The organism is Marinobacter sp. H13, from assembly GCF_059072335.1.
The window spans coordinates 404,307-421,204 of sequence record NZ_JCACRU010000001.1; the positions used below are offsets into that span (position 1 = coordinate 404,307).

General features: G+C 46.1%; 15 protein-coding genes and 4 tRNA genes. 6 read left to right on the forward strand and 13 right to left on the reverse strand.

Annotation, left to right across the window (positions count from 1 at the left end; all coding sequences use genetic code 11):
* Positions 1-7: 7 nt before the first annotated feature.
* From clpX to AC5JQH_RS01905, 4 genes are all read right to left on the reverse strand, one after another.
* A complete protein-coding gene (gene clpX / locus AC5JQH_RS01890; protein WP_008174598.1) occupies positions 8-1,291 on the reverse strand; it encodes an ATP-dependent Clp protease ATP-binding subunit ClpX in 1,284 nt (427 codons plus the stop codon).
* A gap of 76 nt (positions 1,292-1,367) precedes the next feature.
* Positions 1,368-2,003, reverse strand: a complete 636-nt coding sequence (gene clpP / locus AC5JQH_RS01895) for an ATP-dependent Clp endopeptidase proteolytic subunit ClpP (RefSeq protein WP_039882061.1) — start codon at positions 2,001-2,003, stop codon at positions 1,368-1,370.
* A 174-nt stretch (positions 2,004-2,177) separates the two neighbouring features.
* Positions 2,178-3,482, reverse strand: a complete 1,305-nt coding sequence (gene tig / locus AC5JQH_RS01900; protein WP_008174593.1) for a trigger factor — start codon at positions 3,480-3,482, stop codon at positions 2,178-2,180.
* Between the two features lie 388 nt (positions 3,483-3,870).
* The gene (locus tag AC5JQH_RS01905) at positions 3,871-4,161 is read right to left on the reverse strand and encodes a tyrosine-type recombinase/integrase (RefSeq protein ID WP_493805219.1); all 291 of its coding nucleotides are present in this window, start codon (positions 4,159-4,161) and stop codon (positions 3,871-3,873) included.
* A 126-nt stretch (positions 4,162-4,287) separates the two neighbouring features.
* Here AC5JQH_RS01905 and AC5JQH_RS01910 point away from each other — a divergent pair, with 126 nt between their 5' ends.
* Positions 4,288-5,634, forward strand: a complete 1,347-nt coding sequence (locus AC5JQH_RS01910) for an ISNCY family transposase (protein WP_474541292.1) — start codon at positions 4,288-4,290, stop codon at positions 5,632-5,634.
* Between the two features lie 40 nt (positions 5,635-5,674).
* On the opposite strand, the gene AC5JQH_RS01915 is transcribed toward AC5JQH_RS01910, so the two are convergent.
* The 3 genes from AC5JQH_RS01915 to AC5JQH_RS01925 form a co-directional block, all read right to left on the reverse strand.
* Positions 5,675-6,715, reverse strand: coding sequence for a tyrosine-type recombinase/integrase (locus AC5JQH_RS01915; protein WP_493805220.1), 1,041 nt, complete (start codon positions 6,713-6,715; stop codon positions 5,675-5,677).
* A gap of 141 nt (positions 6,716-6,856) precedes the next feature.
* Complete coding sequence (locus AC5JQH_RS01920) at positions 6,857-7,396, reverse strand: hypothetical protein (RefSeq protein WP_493805221.1); 540 nt, start codon at positions 7,394-7,396, stop codon at positions 6,857-6,859.
* Between the two features lie 35 nt (positions 7,397-7,431).
* Positions 7,432-8,778, reverse strand: a complete 1,347-nt coding sequence (locus AC5JQH_RS01925) for a YonV C-terminus-related protein (RefSeq protein ID WP_493805222.1) — start codon at positions 8,776-8,778, stop codon at positions 7,432-7,434.
* Between the two features lie 693 nt (positions 8,779-9,471).
* Between AC5JQH_RS01925 and AC5JQH_RS01930 the strand changes: the two genes are divergently transcribed.
* Positions 9,472-9,924 carry a hypothetical protein gene (locus AC5JQH_RS01930; RefSeq protein ID WP_493805223.1) on the forward strand — a complete coding sequence of 151 codons (453 nt, stop codon included), beginning with the start codon at positions 9,472-9,474 and terminating at the stop codon, positions 9,922-9,924.
* 200 nt (positions 9,925-10,124) lie between these two features.
* Here AC5JQH_RS01930 and AC5JQH_RS01935 read toward each other — a convergent pair whose 3' ends face one another.
* The gene (locus AC5JQH_RS01935) at positions 10,125-10,883 is read right to left on the reverse strand and encodes a hypothetical protein (protein ID WP_493805224.1); all 759 of its coding nucleotides are present in this window, start codon (positions 10,881-10,883) and stop codon (positions 10,125-10,127) included.
* 171 nt (positions 10,884-11,054) lie between these two features.
* On the opposite strand from AC5JQH_RS01935, the gene AC5JQH_RS01940 reads away from it, so the two are divergent.
* A complete protein-coding gene (locus tag AC5JQH_RS01940) occupies positions 11,055-12,785 on the forward strand; it encodes a hypothetical protein (RefSeq protein ID WP_493805225.1) in 1,731 nt (576 codons plus the stop codon).
* Positions 12,786-12,833: 48 nt separating this feature from the next.
* Here AC5JQH_RS01940 and AC5JQH_RS01945 read toward each other — a convergent pair whose 3' ends face one another.
* Positions 12,834-13,178 (reverse strand): histone-like nucleoid-structuring protein, MvaT/MvaU family, encoded by a 345-nt coding sequence (locus tag AC5JQH_RS01945; RefSeq protein ID WP_493805226.1) that lies wholly within the window; start codon positions 13,176-13,178, stop codon positions 12,834-12,836.
* A gap of 523 nt (positions 13,179-13,701) precedes the next feature.
* Between AC5JQH_RS01945 and AC5JQH_RS01950 the strand changes: the two genes are divergently transcribed.
* A complete protein-coding gene (locus AC5JQH_RS01950; protein WP_493805227.1) occupies positions 13,702-14,340 on the forward strand; it encodes a hypothetical protein in 639 nt (212 codons plus the stop codon).
* A 96-nt stretch (positions 14,341-14,436) separates the two neighbouring features.
* Complete coding sequence (locus AC5JQH_RS01955) at positions 14,437-14,982, forward strand: NUMOD4 domain-containing protein (protein WP_493805228.1); 546 nt, start codon at positions 14,437-14,439, stop codon at positions 14,980-14,982.
* An 81-nt stretch (positions 14,983-15,063) separates the two neighbouring features.
* On the opposite strand, the gene AC5JQH_RS01960 is transcribed toward AC5JQH_RS01955, so the two are convergent.
* The 4 genes from AC5JQH_RS01960 to AC5JQH_RS01975 all read right to left on the reverse strand — a co-directional run bounded on the left by AC5JQH_RS01960 (position 15,064) and on the right by AC5JQH_RS01975 (position 15,754).
* Positions 15,064-15,148 (reverse strand) — tRNA-Leu (locus tag AC5JQH_RS01960).
* Positions 15,149-15,416: 268 nt separating this feature from the next.
* Positions 15,417-15,492: transfer RNA gene (locus AC5JQH_RS01965), tRNA-His, on the reverse strand.
* A gap of 75 nt (positions 15,493-15,567) precedes the next feature.
* Positions 15,568-15,644, reverse strand: a tRNA-Arg gene (locus tag AC5JQH_RS01970).
* 33 nt (positions 15,645-15,677) lie between these two features.
* Positions 15,678-15,754, reverse strand: a tRNA-Pro gene (locus AC5JQH_RS01975).
* Between the two features lie 234 nt (positions 15,755-15,988).
* On the opposite strand from AC5JQH_RS01975, the gene folD reads away from it, so the two are divergent.
* A complete protein-coding gene (gene folD / locus AC5JQH_RS01980; RefSeq protein ID WP_493805965.1) occupies positions 15,989-16,846 on the forward strand; it encodes a bifunctional methylenetetrahydrofolate dehydrogenase/methenyltetrahydrofolate cyclohydrolase FolD in 858 nt (285 codons plus the stop codon).
* The last annotated feature ends 52 nt before the right edge of the window (positions 16,847-16,898 follow it).

Sequence of the window (16,898 nt, forward strand, 5' to 3'; positions counted from 1 at the left end):
CCTAGACTCAATCCTCGGGCACAGCCTTGGCGTGATCACTGCTGGCGTAAATCTTGAAGGGCTCGGAGTCCCCGCTGATCACGCTCTCATCGATCACCACTTTGGTCACGTCATGCTCAGAGGGAATCTGGTACATGGTGTCCAGAAGCGTCGCTTCCATAATGGAACGCAGACCACGGGCGCCTGTCTTTCTCTCCATGGCCTTGCGGGCAACAGCCCGAAGCGCATCTTCACGAAAATCAAGCTCGACCCCTTCCATATCAAACAGCTTCTGGTACTGCTTGGTCAGGGAGTTCTTGGGCTCGGTCAGAATCTGCACCAGCGCTTCTTCATCAAGTTCGTTTAGGGTTGCCACTACCGGCAAACGACCCACAAACTCCGGAATCAGGCCGTACTTCACGAGGTCCTCGGTCTCCACATCCTTGATAACGTCGCCGGTGTTCTTGGCATCGTCCTGACTGGCAACCGAAGCAGAGAAACCGATGCTGTTCTTCTCGGTACGCTCGCGAATTACCTTGTCCAATCCGGCAAAGGCGCCACCGCAGATAAACAGCATATTGCCGGTATCAACCTGCAGGAATTCCTGCTGCGGATGCTTGCGACCTCCCTGCGGCGGGACCGATGCAACGGTACCCTCGATCAGCTTCAACAGTGCCTGCTGAACACCCTCACCGGAAACATCCCGGGTAATGGAAGGGTTGTCAGACTTGCGGGAAATCTTGTCGATCTCGTCAATGTAGACTATGCCCCGCTGAGCCTTGTCGACATCGTAATCGCATTTCTGCAGCAGCTTCTGGATGATGTTCTCGACATCCTCACCAACGTAGCCGGCTTCAGTCAGCGTGGTGGCGTCGGCGATCGTGAAGGGCACGTTCAGCATCCGCGCCAGAGTCTCGGCCAGCAGAGTTTTACCACTACCGGTTGGGCCAATCAGCAGAATGTTACTCTTGCCTAGCTCGACATCACCCTTGCCTTCGCCATAACGCAAACGCTTGTAGTGGTTGTAGACCGCCACCGACAAGACGACCTTGGCCCGATCCTGACCAATCACGTATTCATCAAGGGTATTGCGGATCTCGGCCGGTGTAGGAAGGCGATCGCTCGGCTCTTCCTGTGCATTCTCCTGGATTTCCTCCCGGATAATGTCATTGCACAGGTCGACACACTCGTCGCAGATGAACACCGAGGGCCCTGCAATGAGCTTTCGGACTTCATGCTGGCTCTTTCCACAAAACGAGCAGTAGAGCAACTTGCCGTTATCGTCGCCCCTGCCGTTTCTTTCATCTGCCATTGAAATACCTCTGATCTCGTTTTGCCGGCGTCACTGCCTGATACGCCGGCCAAGTATGATGCGATTACTTCCAGTATTATTTATTCGGTACGCGCTTATCAAGTATTGAATCGATCAGCCCATACTCTTTCGCCTGAGCCGGATCCATGAAGTTGTCACGGTCCGTATCCTTGGCGATAGTCTCCAGATCCTGACCGGTGTGATGGGCCAGGATCGAATTCAGGGTATGACGAATCTTCAGGATTTCACGGGTGTGAATCTCGATATCCGTTGCCTGACCCTGATAGCCACCCAGCGGCTGGTGGATCATCACTCGGGAGTTCGGCAGACACGCCCGCTTCCCGGCAGCACCGCCCGCCAAAAGGAAGGCACCCATGCTGGCCGCCTGGCCAACACAAAGTGTGGCTACATCCGGCTTGATAAACTGCATGGTGTCGTAGATAGACATACCTGCAGTTACCGAGCCGCCGGGGCTGTTGATATAGAGGTGAATATCCTTGTCCGGGTTTTCAGACTCGAGGAACAGGAGCTGGGCCACAATCAGATTCGCCATGTGGTCCTCAACCGGACCCACCATGAAGATCACCCGCTCCTTGAGCAGACGGGAATAAATGTCGAACGACCGCTCGCCGCGAGCTGTCTGCTCGATAACAATCGGTACCAGTCCGGAATTGGTAACCATTGCGGGACCATCAATTGGTTTCTGCGTCATGATGCGCCTGAACTCCTTATGGACAATGGGTCGTGGACTCGCGCCACGGCAGTTTCAATAAAGTTGCACCCCATACTTTGCCAGCAGCGGCCCCAGATGAGAACAGCCGGGCATGCCGGCTGTTCTCAGGGGTCGGCCTTCGGGACCGGCTTTCTACTCCGATCCCGGGCAAAATCAGCGCTGGGGCTGACCGGCCTGAACGGCCTCTTCATATTTGACTTTCTTTTCTTTGACCTGGGCCTGCTCCAGCACGTGGTCAACAACTGCATCTTCCAGGACTGAAGACTCAATCTGAGACTTCTGCTCCGGGTTGCTGTTGAAGTGTGCAACCACTTCTTCTGGCTGTTCATACGTAGACGCGATCTCCTGGATCTTTTCGTCTACCTTGGCCGGGTCTGCTTTCAGGTCGTTTTTCTTGACCACTTCCTGGAACAGCAGGCCAGTCTTCACGCGGCGCTCAGCCTGCTCCTGGAAAATTTCCTTGGGCAGCTGCTGCGGATCAATCTGGCCGCCGAAACGCTGGACGGCGTCCTGACGGAGACGATCGATTTCCTGATCAACCAGGGCAGCCGGAATATCCAGCTCAGTGGTTTCCAGCAGACCGTCAACAACGTCGTTCTTGACCTTGTTGGAAACCGCCTGCTTGAGCTCGCGCTCCATGTTCTTTTTGACTTCTTCGCGGAAAGTCGCTTCGTCTTCGGCATCAATACCGAACTTCTTGAAGAATTCGGTGTCGAGTTCCGGCAACTGCGGCTCTTCAACCTTGTGAATCTTGATCTCGAACTTGGCCGGCTTACCCGCCAGATCTTCGTTGTGGTAATCCTCCGGGAAGGTAACCTCAATTTCCATGTCTTCGCCGGCCTTACCACCAACGATGGCCTTCTCAAAGCCCGGAATCATCTGGCCGGAGCCCAGAGTCAGACGATGGCCTTCAGCGGCTCCGCCTTCGAATTCTTCACCGTCGATAAAACCTTTGAAGTCAATGGTCAGCACGTCCTTGTTTTTGGACTTGCGCTTGACTTCTTTCATGGTGGCCTGCTGACGACGCAGGTTGTCGATCATGTTGTCGACATCTTTGTCGGTGATCTCGGAAGTCAGCTTCTCGACTGAAATCTTGCTGAGATCGCCCAGCTCGATTTCCGGCAGCACTTCGAAGATGGCGACAAATTCAAGGTCTTTGCCCTCTTCCATGGTCTTTGGCTCGAACTTCGGCCAACCTGCCGGGTTAATATCCTGTTCCTGCAGTGCCTTGATGTAGTTGTCGCGCATAACCTCGCCAACGATTTCCTGGCGGACGCTGTCACCGAAACGACGCTTGACGACGCTCATGGGCACCTTACCCGGACGGAAACCGTTCAGGCGCACGGTACGCGCTGTTTCCTGCAGGCGTTTCTGGACCGCCTGGTCGATTTCCTGGGCGGGCACACCAATCGTCATTCGACGCTCGATGTTGGAGGTCGTTTCAACAGACACTTGCATGGAAGATCCTCAAATTACAGGTTCGGTATGTGAATGAAATTAAACCTAAAAGTCCGGTCCAAGGGAGATTCCTGGAAAAGGACCGAAAATTAAAAGCCGGTAGTTTATCATGCTTTGCACCGCCGAGAGAATCACCCTGCAATGCAGTTTGATGCCGCACAGTCACGGGACCGACTGAATCTTGAAGACAGAGATGGGGACGAAAGAGAAAAAAGAAAGGGGTGGTGCGCGAGGAGAGACTCGAACTCTCACGGGTTGCCCCACTGGAACCTAAATCGATCAGCGTTACACTGGAAGTTGCTAGGACGCTGTTTTCGTAGCTTCGTTCAGATTTGCGGTTTACGGGTAAGCGTCATTTTGCCGAATTTTGGCACACTTCTGACACAGTTCAGACACCCTGCGAGCCTCCCATTCTTCCTTCCTTTATATAGGTGCTTTCGCGGTTACCCTTTGGAGTGCTTTCAAGGCCTTCTTGCCCCTCTTCCAGTGCCAGTATCGCTCGGTCTAAATCATCCTGAGAAAGGTGCGCATAACGAAGCGTTGTTGTGATGACACTGTGACCGGCTAGCCGTTGAACGTGAGTGATAGGAACTCCCCTTTGAATCAACCGTGTACAAAAGGTATGCCGACACACGTGCGGAACAAATTGCGGATCCTGTGCTAGCTCGTGCCCATCCATAAACGTAAACCAATGATCTTATTGTAAAAAATGCGAACTGAATAAATAAAACCTCCGGCGGAAAATGGCATTCTTTGTTTCAACCAATTGAAATTAAAAGAAAAACCAAAATCCGCGGAGGCCACAATGCGAAAAAAAAGCATTGCACAACGCAGTATATTCGATGTGTTTGCCGAGCACGAACTCGGCCGTGAGTTGAAGCTCATGTCCGATTGGCTGGATGAGCACCCCGAAGTGCTGGAGGGGGTGGCTGCGGACTTGGGCCGAGACCGGGTGAAGCCGACCGGACGCCGTGGCTTGTCGGTGGAGACCGTGTTGCGTTGTGCCCTGCTCAAGCAGCGCCGCCAGCTCAGCTACGAGGAGTTGGCCTTTTGCCTGGAGGACTCTCGGTCGTTTCAAGCCTTTGCGCGGCTGGAGCCGGCCTGTCGGCCCCGCAAATCCGTGCTTCAGGCTTGCATCGGCCGCATTCGCGCCGAAAGCTGGGAGCGGATCAACCGGACGTTGCTGGTCAGTGCGCAAGCGGAGAAGGTCGAGCGTGGACGCAAGGTGCGGGTAGACAGCACGGTGACCGAGACGGATATTCATCCACCCACCGATAGCAGCCTGCTGTGGGACGGGGTCCGCGTCCTGGTTCGCTTGCTGAAGTGGGCTCAGGCGTTGGCGGGCGACACCCGGTTGACCTGGCATGATCACGGTCGGGCGGCGAAAAAGTATGATCGCCAGATCCAGTATGGGCGAGGCAGGCAGTCGCAAGACAAGCGCTACCGGAAGCTGCTCAAAGTGGCCCGTGCCACGCTGGATTATCTGCACGAAGCCCAACTGAGGCTGGAGGCCCTGGCGGTGGAGGCGCAGGACCTGGCCGACTGGCAGGGGGAGGCGGTGCGCTATGGCGTCTTGCTGGCGCGGGTGATCGATCAGACAGAGCGGCGGGTCCTCAAGGGGGAAACGGTGCCGGCAAGCGAGAAGGTGTTCAGCCTGTTCGAGGCCCATACGGACATCATCATCAAGGGTGGGCGAGAGATCCAGTATGGCCACAAGCTCAATCTGACGACAGGCGTTAGCGGCCTGGTGCTTGACGTGTTGATCGAGCCAGGCAACCCCGCCGACAGTGAGCGTTTTATGCCGCTGCTGGAACGGCAGATCGCCTGTTACGGGCGTGCACCACGCCAAGTGGCCGCCGATGGCGGCTATGCCAGCCAGGCGAATGTGCGCCACGCCAAGGCCCTGGGCGTCAAGGACGTGGCCTTTCGCAAGAAGAAGGGCCTGAGGGTCGAGCAAATGGCGAAAAGCCTTTGGGTCTATCGTCGGCTGTGTGACTTTCGGGCGGGTATTGAGGCGGGTATCTCGTGTTTGAAGCGGGCCTATGGGCTGACTCGCTGCACCTGGAAGGGGCTGTCTCATTTCCGAGCCTATGTCTGGTCGGCGGTGGTGGCCCATAATCTGGCGGTGTTTACGCGGCAGCGCCCCACTTAGCCCATCCCAAGATCCGCCGAACTCAGGTAGAGTGCATCGGCTAGAGGGGCCGAGGGGTGAGTTCGCCCGAAAACCGTCCTAATGCGGCCTCGGACGGCGAATTTGCCCCCCCGTGGTCCTGAAGTGTGTGAAGCGAGGGTGAGGTGTGGTTCCGTGGCCGGCCTCGCCAAGTGTGAATATTGAAAAACGCCTGTTTATGGATGGGAACTAGCTCTAAATGGTCCCTACCTCTGTTCCAGTAGTGGGTTAACCTCCAATTCGTCCAATCTGGGAAGATTTTACTATTAGGATCCTTGTTTTCTTTATATCTCTTAAAAATCTCTCTTACTCGTTTAACTAAAGGTACTGATCTGGCTTTACCGCTCTTTGATTCCCATACCGTTAAATGGGTGTCCGTTACGTCTCTAACTGTTAGCCTCCATAACTCAGACAGCCGAAGACCCGTGTTCACCAATATCACAACCATATCGGCTACCTCTGGTTTAACATTTTTTAGGTAATTAACAATCTTCACTTCTTCTTCATCAGAAATCCAACGTATTCTGTGCTCAGCTTCTTTATACTTTGGAATTTCATAATCAAAGTCTTTTCGTATATAACCTCTTTTCTTAGCGTGTTTAATCATCACACTCAATGACGAATATTTACGATTAATGGTAGCAGGGGATACCTCTTCGTTTTCCTCTTGCATCATCACGCCTATCGAATCAATCATTCTCTGTGTGATACTCTTAACTAAAGCATCTTTACCAATTAATTCAACAATAGCTTTACCATTGATTTCATGAGTTTTTGATGACTTTTGATTTCTCCATCTTGTCTGTGTAACTTCCTGTCTAAGCTCTTCCCACGTGATACTTTTTGAACTTTCCTCCTTGACGCTCCTTGCATCGTCTACCACTTCGCCCTTAGAAAAACGGAGCTTAGCTTCCAGCTCCCACCTTTCAGCATCTAAACGGGTTTTAAAGGATTTCCGATAGCGCTTATCTAGGGTGACAGCTACTTGCCAGCTATTTCCTCTTTGTTTTATTGGCATAATTATACCTTTTGAAGGGCGAGTATTTTCGAAGAAAGTGCTCATGACATTTAGATGCTAACTATTTCACATAAACAATAAAGCAACGATATTAATATAATTAATTATTTTAATATTGTCTACTTGCCAAGAAAACATCTATTTTTATTATTGGAGCAAGACGTATCCGATTTTAAGGAGACGTATCTAAATGTGATTAGCACGAGCTGTTAAATCCCTTGCCACCTCAACTATCTCTCGGCTCTTGCAGTCAAGAATTTTGGTCACTGCTAAAAACTTTTTACGCAATAAACCAATTCGATCAATAACCTTCAAAAGATCAATCACGTCAGCATGTTCATCTATCAACCTATCCAAGTATCTTTCACCTACAGCGTAACCGAAATATTCTCGGTAACTTATGTAGTGCTTACTCCTAATCGACCTCAATTTAATTTTAAACATTGCTAATACAGCCTCAACCTCATACAGCTGCGTTAAGTGCTTACACATGATTGCTGGAATGTCTCTTGCCAGATTCTCCGTTTCTCCCACCATCACGGACTCTACTTCAGCTGCGTTGACTTCTTTTCTGTAATGCCTGAAAAAATCACTTAGCTGGGTTTCGTCACTCTCCAAAATTTCTAACCAGTCTTTCACGCCCACATCTCCCCTACCGATAAATAAAATTGTTAATAAAAATTTCTTTATAATTAATACCCAATAATAAAAATATGGATTTGTCACCCTATTTTCCCGCTGTCGCACCTACAGCGGTTTTTTTATAAACTATCAATCCATTCTTCGAAAATTTTTTCCATTCTCTCACTAAGAAAGTAAATATATATTTTTTCCCCATTTCGGAAGTTACGCAATCGGCTTCTAAAGACCCACTGAATTAGAGTGTTAAGTGCCAACTCCTTCTCATCAATCATAATATTCGCGTATTTATCATAAAACGATTTTAACAATGGATTAGCAAATTGATTATAACAGTGAATCAGAATCGCTTTATCTCTAAATTCGTTCGTACCACGACAGTTAAAAGGGACAAAACATTTCACGCTAGAAATGCGTGGGGCTGGAATGGTTTTATTTTTATCGAAGTGGTAAACACGTTTTTTGTAAACTTTGCCTTTAACCTCCTTTTCACAAGTAGATATTCCGGAATATTCTTTCGGTAAAGTATACATTACATTAGATACACTTAATTCTGGGTCATATTTTCTTATAATTTCTCTAAAAATTAAATTTAATCGGGTACTAACAAATTTTCTAAATGCTACGCTCTCTGATCTCTTCGACTTTGAAATTTTGGTGAAATAGCAATTATAACTAAATGTGTAACCATTAGTTTTAAACGTTCCTTTTTCTATAGTTCTCAGTTTATCCGTGCCTTTATGCCGACAAATAACAACATGATCTTTTATATGCTTTTTTAGTTTCGCAGTACACGCTACCTTAATATTAATTTCTGGAACAAATTGAAATCCATGAATTGACAGATATCTATATAGATAGCTACCTTTGAAATTGTAGGTCATAACAGTTACCTTTGAAGCCTTGTTAAAAAGCTCGATAGGCAACATGTAGAGGAACTGATTCAGATCACCAGCTTTGAACAATAATCCTGTTTCACATAACGCCTTTAACTCATCATATGCGCTTTCTTTTTCCACGCTCCAATTCCACGAAATCTTACCTGTTTTATCAGTTTTTATGTGCCCGCTATCTTCTAAGGTTTTGTAATCGGCGGAATTGTATTTACTAGTAATTTTTACGATGGGATCCAGCACTTCATCAAGAATTATTTCATAACCAATTTTTTCTATTGCCGTTAGTATTTCGGCATCAAAATTAATGAATAGCGAGTGACTACTGGCTATCGACTTACCGGAAAGGATAATTTTTTTAATATCATCTTTTTTCGAGTGATATCGCTCTAGAGTTTCGTCATAAAAAGTCGTCGGCTGTACGCAATTTGTCGCCGCACATACTCTGTCAATTTCAGATTTGTACTCACAAATATATAAAATTGGTTTTAAGGGATTATTATTAATATAGTTGATAGCACCGGTTGTTTTTCTGGTTCCGGGAATAGAGTCTAAAACGTGTATTATATTATTCATTTTTGCACCTTATTATAATTATTGTTGCTTTACTTATCTCACAGATCTCTAATATGTCAATACTTTTGTGCCATGAGACTAATATTTATAGGACCAAATTCAGTTGAATTTTTATGTTTTATAATTTAGTTACGGTCAGCAGCCGTGTTTTTATTTTACATATATAGTTTATTAAGAGAGATCGTCTAACCCCCCTGTGCCACAAGGGCAAAATTTATTTTTGTGCTAATTGTATTGCACAAAATCCGAAACAGTATTTTTTCAATCAACTAATTCTGTAATGTCGAAGACGAAAGGCAAGACATTACAATTCGATTTGCGCAAAGCAAAGCGGGTTATAAACTGCTATTAAATGCCTTAAAGTACTTTTACCAATGGATTAATCGCGGAAATACTCCAGAGTCGCATTTCCACATTGTATCTATATAGAGGAATGACAGGAATTTACTCCTTACGTCGTAAATTACCAACCTGCCACTCCTCTATATAGCTACTATTCGCATTTAAAAACAAAACATTTAACCCAAAGATAAGGAATAGCAAATAATAAATAATTTACGTAACTGCAGAAGCCAAGTCAGTTCCGTGATATTCGTAGAATAGATATAAGCAAGACAATTTGAGGAATTACTATTGGATTTTTAATCAAGGCCACAACAGCACAGACACCACAAAGGAGTATGACCAACCAAAATGAAAATTTCGGATATTATTATAGATACAGAGAAAAACGATAGGCGAGAAATAACAATTAATTTGAAAAACAAAAATCACATTCGAATTAATGCGAAAAATTTAATAAGATTAATAAAAGAAATAGCAAATTTAATCGATAAAAAAACTTCAGCCATACAACAGACTAAAGAAATAGATAGAAGAAAAGCTTCCGAAATATATTTAAATATATTGAAGAACTCTCCGTCCTCTAGAGAAATAAATCTTACTGACAAAAGTTCTTTGGCAAAGTTTATATCGAAACATGTGATTGTTGAATGGAAAGGAATAAAATATGGCAGGTTTGCAAAGCAAAGTAAAAAATATCATGTTTTTTACAAGTTACTCATCAATCAGCCAAACGTATTGGAAGAAATACTGAAGATCGGTGTGAAGGAATACAATAGAACGAATTCACGAAAAAATAATTAACCGCTTACCTTTAATCATTTTTCTTAGCCTATGCCAAATGCTCCTATCGCCATAGATCCAAAAAAGTGAACATTGCTAACTTTCTCCCGATCAATACGGCCTGCCCTTCACTCCCTTGAATTCGTCACGGCTCTCCCAAGTGGGCGTTTTACACAGTTTTTGACACATGTGCGCGGGATTAGATTTTTTATTTGTATTTTTCATTGACTTACGGAGTCACCCTCTGGATCGTTAGTCTGACTGGCTGAATTCTCTTCCTCAAATCTTGATCTCACTAACCTTGACCAAGGCTTGCCAGACATAGCTCGCTCAAGAATTCTTTTCGTTTCACCCTCAACCATTAAATAATCATTCCTCCAAATGCGATCACCGCTTAAAGCTACTGAGTCAAACCTGTGAATAGAATAATGGTGGTTTCCATAAACGTCTTCGCAACGAGTTAAAAACGATTTGATCGGATCAGGCAACGAAAAACTCAACCACATTTCCAGTTTTTCGTCAGGTTTGAGTTTATGAGCGTAAGGGTAGACTTTATAATGGCGCGGTCCCTCACAGTTTACGGCGAATTCAATGTTAATCGCTGCTCCTAAACCGGCATTTTCAAGGTAGATGATTTCTTTGCCATCTATCGACGAGGAAAAAGGGAAACACTCAAAGTCTTTGGTAGATACACCATGCGGGTCTGAATTAGTTGACATAATCAGTATCGGCCTTACGGCGTCGTTACGCTCTCTCTCCGCCCTCTCTCTTCCCTCTTTGATGCTCAGCCTTAGAGCGCTTACAGTGACAATTATAGAGAACATAGCTAGTAAGAGCGGTGTGTAACCCTGTAGAAGCTCTTTCGAAGACCAGCCGGATAGCTCAACCATGCCCACTGCAGCGAGAGAAAAGCCAACCACTATAAGGGCGTCTTCCGCCAGTATCTGTACCCCTTCCCTAACTCTCTGTGGTATCTCCATAAGTGCAATGTTTTCCTAGTGATTCCATCCCCAAAAGGTATCACAATCTGCTTGCAGAAAAATGCTCATGAAGGCACCTCGTTGGTCTTCAATACTTAACCTGAAACGCCCCAAGTTCTTGCCACTCTGATAGGCTCTACTCTAATCAGTTTATAAAAGGAGTCGTGGCCGATGTCGCTGAAGGTAATAAAAACTCAAATTAGGGAATTTTTACGTTCAAGGGAGCCAGAGGTTCTAGCCATTCGCGGGGACTGGGGCGTAGGGAAAACGTACACTTGGGAAACCATTCTAGAGGAAAGTCAGCAAGCAAAAATCAGTGGGGATCCCGAAGCAATAGGGTTAAATTATTATTCATATGTCTCCCTGTTTGGTGTAACCACCTTGCAAGATTTAAGAACTGAGATTGCATTCAATAAATTGAATACCTTGGACCTAAAGCATGCGGAAGGTGTAACCAAAATCCAAAAAAGCACAGGGAAATTCTTACCCGGGATTATTTCTCAGGCTTTAAAATATTCAGGAATAAATGCAGGAACTCTTGTCGACACCCTTTTCAGTTCGATGTCTAACTCTCTGATCAGAAATACGATCATATGTATAGATGACTTCGAACGTTCTACTATAGGAGAAAAAGAAGCGTTAGGATTCATAAACGATTTAAAATCTAAGAGGAATTGTAAGATTGTATTACTCCTGAATGATCAAAAGACAGAGGAATATAAGACATATCGCGAAAAAGTCATAGACTACGATGTAGAGTTTAGGATTTCCCCAATCGAGACTGTTAACATCCTAACAAAAAAGTCAGATGACGAATTAATTTCTATAGTCAGGGATAACTGCATAAAAATTGGCGTAACAAACCTAAGAATCATAAAAAAAATATTGAATTTGTTGCACCAAGCACGGGAACAACACAGCCTAGACGACTATATCCCTGAAGTTCAACTTCAGTTTATAACTACACTAATATTAGCAGCTTACTGCTTCTACGGACATGACGAAGAAGCACCATCGATTGATTTCTTGCTTGATCTTGATAAAAGAACTTCCACACAAGTATTTCGTATATTAGAAGAGAAATATGACGAGAAAGAATTGACTGAAGATGATAAAGCTAAGAATTTACTATATGAGACATGGGATAAATTTCTAAACCGTTACGGTCACTACGAAACTGACGATTTTGATGAAACTATAATAAACTCTGTCGTATCCGGCTATATTGACAATGAAAGCTTTTTAAAAACCGCAGAACAGAAACAAAGATTATTCCTAAACGATCTGGCTGCCCATGACATTAAGTCAGCAATAGAGGTTTTCTATACGTTGCTAATGGATAAACCTCACGAAGAGCACTTTATTAATCAACTCGTAAAATGCATCTTAGAAAATATTGAAAATACCCGACCGCATACGCTCAACGAATCCTATAAAGTTCTAAAAAGACTTGGAAGAAAAGAACTAGGTGATAATATTGTTCAGGCCTATGTAAAAACGCACAGCGGCAACCCTGAATTTTTCACTTTTGATGATTATGGCAGGCGCTTGGATTGGGATGACTACCTAAAGCCAATCATGGAAGATAATTATAAAAATGCAATCAAGGTGCTGCCCGCAAAAGAGACCTTTAAACGCTTATTAAATGGAGATAACCCCGTTCTATCTAGCAAAGATATTGCTTCATTAGACAACCTAGAAGAATATGAAATACGCGAGTTGCTACAATCATCTTCATTCAGTGATTTCAAAAATACAATTAAACTGCTTTTGACTATAAATGCACATGACGCAAGTTTGGGCCATATCTATAAGAACACCATCAAGGTTCTACTCGAAATATCTAAAGAATCCGAGCAGAAAAGGATGCTAGTCGAACATTACGGGGTCACAATCGATTAGCAGACTTGAAGGAATCCTTAATTTCAGGGATTCCTTCGTAATAACTCGTTAAGCTGGCTCTTTCCACTTGGCAACTTCATGAGCGCCATACTCTTTACGCCATTCTTTCAAAGTCTTGTGGTTGCCACCAGCAGTAACCACTTTCTCTCCTGTGTGCGGATTACTCCAAGTACTCGGGGTCCGCTTAGAGCGGGTGCTCGGAGCGTTTAAGCCGCCCAAAAGCTTTGCCACTTCCTTAGCGTCCTTAGCGTAATCATCCATCAGTTTTTCAAGGGCCGCCTTAAATTCTAACTCTTCCTTGAGTGCTTTGGACTCTTCCATTTTAGCAATTTCAGCTTTCAGCGCCTCCAGTTCAGAAATCGCATTGTAGTACTTAGTAATTGCTGTACTCATTCAATTTACTCCAGATAACCTAATTTTCCATCGTTTTATAGCAAAATGCCTCTATAAGTACAATAAGAATAGGGATCCATGAGTTTTATTTTTCTCCCACACCTTGCTCGTAATTACCTTTGGATTAACCTCCATGTATTCAGAGGTGAATTCTAAACATCCGGAACCTCTCATTTCATAGCGCTCCCATTACTCAACAGACGCCTGTGATCGGCCTGACCATCTTCAGAATCTCCTAGGGCACCCTCGCTCTCCCTATTGCTTCTCACAAGCTGTGGGACCATACACGCGAGCTCTAACAACTCCTTACCTGAAGACGTGGATTTGCAAGGCTGTGTATACCCTATGTCTGACTCTGCTGATAATTCAACGTTAGAAATTGCCTACGTAGAGGCGCTAGGTGAAATAGAGACGTGTAACGATAGGCTTGGAGGCGTTAGTAGGACCAAAACCTACTACTGAGACCTAGCGAAGTAAACACCGGTTAGTTACCATGCCCTTAATCGTAAGGATTGGGGGAAGAATGGAATTTTACTTTTCAGAGAAAATTGATGTCTTAGGACTCCTTCTAGACGCTCTTCTAGTTGGTTTAACTACCACCGTGACTTACTACATTTTCTCATACCTACCCAAAAAGCGAAGAAAGGCACTCTTATCAAATCATCTAAAAAACCTTAAGGAACGACTTCAAGACGACCTTTTAGATTATGAGTTCGAGCTCAAAACGTCTTATCATAAGTCTTTAGGCAAGCCATTCGAAACCTACAAAAACCCAGACGAAAAGACATTTCACCCCTACGTTCAATTTTCTGACTTCAATAGATTTATATCTTTACTCACTCTACGATTCGTAATAGCTCAAAGCTTTAGTAGAACTTGGAAGATTCCTGAAATAATAAGCTTGGTTAATTCAATGGTTCTGGATGACGAGAAATTTATTTCTCTTTCAGAAAATATTACAGAGCTTTATCACAACATAGAACATATAAATGTACTTTTTGGCGTTGGAGAAGAGGGGCTCGTTTCTCAATCCAAAATATCTGATTTCTTTACTGAAAATAACAGTCTGGCAACACAATATATGGCACTGGAACGGATTGATAAAACGTATGAAATATCTAGGATAGTAGTTGGCCTAATCGACTCAATACTAAAAAAATAAAGCTTCAAAAGAGTTACCATCTTTAGAATAAAATACATGCTCTTGACAGATTAGAAAACTGTGAGATTTTCCTATTAACTAATAGGAAAATCATAGATGCTAATAATAATAAATAAGTTATCAAAATATGGGGAATTATGGGAAGACGTAGTAGGTTATGAACATAGATTTCTAATTAGCAACTGCGGAAGAGTCTTTAGTAAGACATCCAACAAGCTACTTTCACTTGGCACACACAAAACCGGTTACAAAGTCTTATCAACGAAAGTAGGCGGTAGAAATGGAAAGTATAGGTGCCTCAAGGTGCATAGACTGGTAGCTGAGGCTTTTCTACCAAACCCGGATGACCTACCCCAAGTGAATCACAAGGACGGAATCAAAACTAACAACCGGGTGGAAAACCTTGAGTGGATCGACAATCGGGGGAACATTCAACACGCTCTCAAAACGGGCCTGATACGTCCCCGCAAGGGAGAGGAATTAACTAACGCAGAGCTTACAGAGGAAGACGTAAGGTTCATCAGAAAGCACTACACGCCTCGTCACCCTGAGTACGGAAGGAACGCGTTAGCAAGACGATTCGGGGTGAACGGTAAGACGATTACCAGTGTGCACCAAGAGAAAGCTTGGAGGCACGTATAGCAGCCCTAAAGCCCCTACCCTCATTAGCCCCCCTCTAAAAACAGAAAAGCCCCTTAGAACGAATCTTAGGGGCTTCTTAAGTGGTACTCCGGGAGGGACTTGAACCCCCACGCCTCTCGGCAACAGGACCTAAACCTGTCGTGTCTACCAATTCCACCACCGGAGCAAACTTTCAAATCTGAGGCCATTTTACCTAGTCAGTTTCCAGCTTCAACCGGATTACCTGAAACGGTATTGGCACGTTTTTGACACATTTTCATGTGTCACAGTAGGAAAGCCCTTGAAAATCAGAACTCTCACGGGTTGCCCCACTGGAACCTAAATCCAGCGCGTCTACCAGTTCCGCCACTCGCGCACAACAGAATGAAGAATGCCCGATGGCAAGCCTGCCATCAATCTATTCAACAAACGCGGAATCTACTCTGAAAGAAAAGTGGGGTGGACGAAGGGGATCGAACCCTCGACCGCAGGAGTCACAATCCTGAGCTCTACCAACTGAGCTACGTCCACCACATCGGGACATGCCTTAACTTTTCAACTTTGCTGGTTACGGTCGCTCCGGCGCGGACCAAGCCAACGACTTGATGGCGCGCCCGGCAGGACTCGAACCTGCGACCACCCGCTTAGAAGGCGGGTGCTCTATCCAGCTGAGCTACGGGCGCTTAACCGTTCGCCCACCTGAACATTCAGAAATTTGGTCGGGGTAGAGAGATTCGAACTCCCGACATCCTGCTCCCAAAGCAGGCGCGCTACCAGACTGCGCTATACCCCGTCTGAACTGAACAACAAGTGCCTCAGCAAAGTTGGCGCGCATATTACCGGCGCCGGACGGTGCCGTCAACACGTATTTCCAAATTCCCTGAAACAACAGTCTCTTCAGTGACAAAGCGCCCTGACAAAAGTTCCGGCGCGCGCCGCCCAGACAACCGTCCAATTGGAGTTCCGGCGGAAGCATGAGACAATGCCGACCCTTCAATTTACCGATGCCCAACCGACAAGACGAGACATGACCGCCAAACTGATCAACGGAAAAGAGATTGCCGCCGAAGTAAGACAGCAAGTCGCCGCAGGGGTGGAAGCAAGAACCCAACAGGGGCTTAGAGCGCCCGGACTGGCCGTAGTCCTGGTCGGCAACGATCCCGCATCCCACGTTTACGTGGGCAATAAACGGAAGGCGTGCGACCAAGCGGGAATCCTCTCACTCTCATACGATCTGCCGGAAGACACTTCCCAGCAAGCGCTGGAAGCACTGATTGATGAGCTGAACGAGAACCCCACCGTGGACGGGATCCTGGTGCAACTCCCCCTGCCCTCGCATCTCGATGCAGATCCGATTCTGGTAAAAATCCGGCCAGATAAAGACGTTGATGGCTTCCATCCATACAACATCGGTCGCCTGATGCAGCGTAAGCCTACCCTGCGCCCCTGCACACCGGCCGGCATCATTACCCTGCTCGACAGCATCGACACGCCCTACAAGGGCCAGCACGCCGTCATCGTTGGCGCCTCCAACATCGTCGGCCGCCCCATGAGCATGGAGCTGCTATTGAAGGGTGCCACGACAACCGTGTGTCACCGATTCACTCCGGATCTGGAGAAGTTTGTTCGTGAGGCTGACATCCTGGTTGCAGCCGTCGGCAAGCCAGGCCTGATCAAGGGCGATTGGGTAAAACCGGGTGCAACCGTGATTGATGTGGGCATCAACCGGATGGACGACGGGAAACTGCATGGCGACGTTGATTTCGCAGCCGCTTCGGAGCGCGCGGCCTATATAACGCCGGTTCCCGGCGGCGTAGGGCCGATGACCATCGCCACCCTGCTGCAAAACACCCTCTATGCGGCTGATGTCTTGCACAAGGATTGAGCCCGGAGTCAGGATTCAGGCTCTGCCTGATCCGACGTGCCACAAAAAACCC

Bases quoted from the DNA above. Each gene is read 5' to 3' on its own strand.
- AC5JQH_RS01910 (WP_474541292.1), top strand. From the start codon at position 4,288: ATGCGAAAAAAAAGCATTGCACAACGCAGTATATTCGATGTGTTTGCC.
- AC5JQH_RS01935 (WP_493805224.1), bottom strand. From the start codon at position 10,883: ATGGAGATACCACAGAGAGTTAGGGAAGGGGTACAGATACTGGCGGAA.
- AC5JQH_RS01930 (WP_493805223.1), top strand. From the start codon at position 9,472: ATGAAAATTTCGGATATTATTATAGATACAGAGAAAAACGATAGGCGA.
- clpP (WP_039882061.1), bottom strand. From the start codon at position 2,003: ATGACGCAGAAACCAATTGATGGTCCCGCAATGGTTACCAATTCCGGA.
- AC5JQH_RS01925 (WP_493805222.1), bottom strand. From the start codon at position 8,778: ATGAATAATATAATACACGTTTTAGACTCTATTCCCGGAACCAGAAAA.
- AC5JQH_RS01945 (WP_493805226.1), bottom strand. From the start codon at position 13,178: ATGAGTACAGCAATTACTAAGTACTACAATGCGATTTCTGAACTGGAG.
- AC5JQH_RS01955 (WP_493805228.1), top strand. From the start codon at position 14,437: ATGCTAATAATAATAAATAAGTTATCAAAATATGGGGAATTATGGGAA.
- AC5JQH_RS01950 (WP_493805227.1), top strand. From the start codon at position 13,702: ATGGAATTTTACTTTTCAGAGAAAATTGATGTCTTAGGACTCCTTCTA.
- tig (WP_008174593.1), bottom strand. From the start codon at position 3,482: ATGCAAGTGTCTGTTGAAACGACCTCCAACATCGAGCGTCGAATGACG.
- AC5JQH_RS01915 (WP_493805220.1), bottom strand. From the start codon at position 6,715: ATGAGCACTTTCTTCGAAAATACTCGCCCTTCAAAAGGTATAATTATG.
- AC5JQH_RS01940 (WP_493805225.1), top strand. From the start codon at position 11,055: ATGTCGCTGAAGGTAATAAAAACTCAAATTAGGGAATTTTTACGTTCA.
- clpX (WP_008174598.1), bottom strand. From the start codon at position 1,291: ATGGCAGATGAAAGAAACGGCAGGGGCGACGATAACGGCAAGTTGCTC.
- AC5JQH_RS01905 (WP_493805219.1), bottom strand. From the start codon at position 4,161: ATGGATGGGCACGAGCTAGCACAGGATCCGCAATTTGTTCCGCACGTG.
- folD (WP_493805965.1), top strand. From the start codon at position 15,989: ATGACCGCCAAACTGATCAACGGAAAAGAGATTGCCGCCGAAGTAAGA.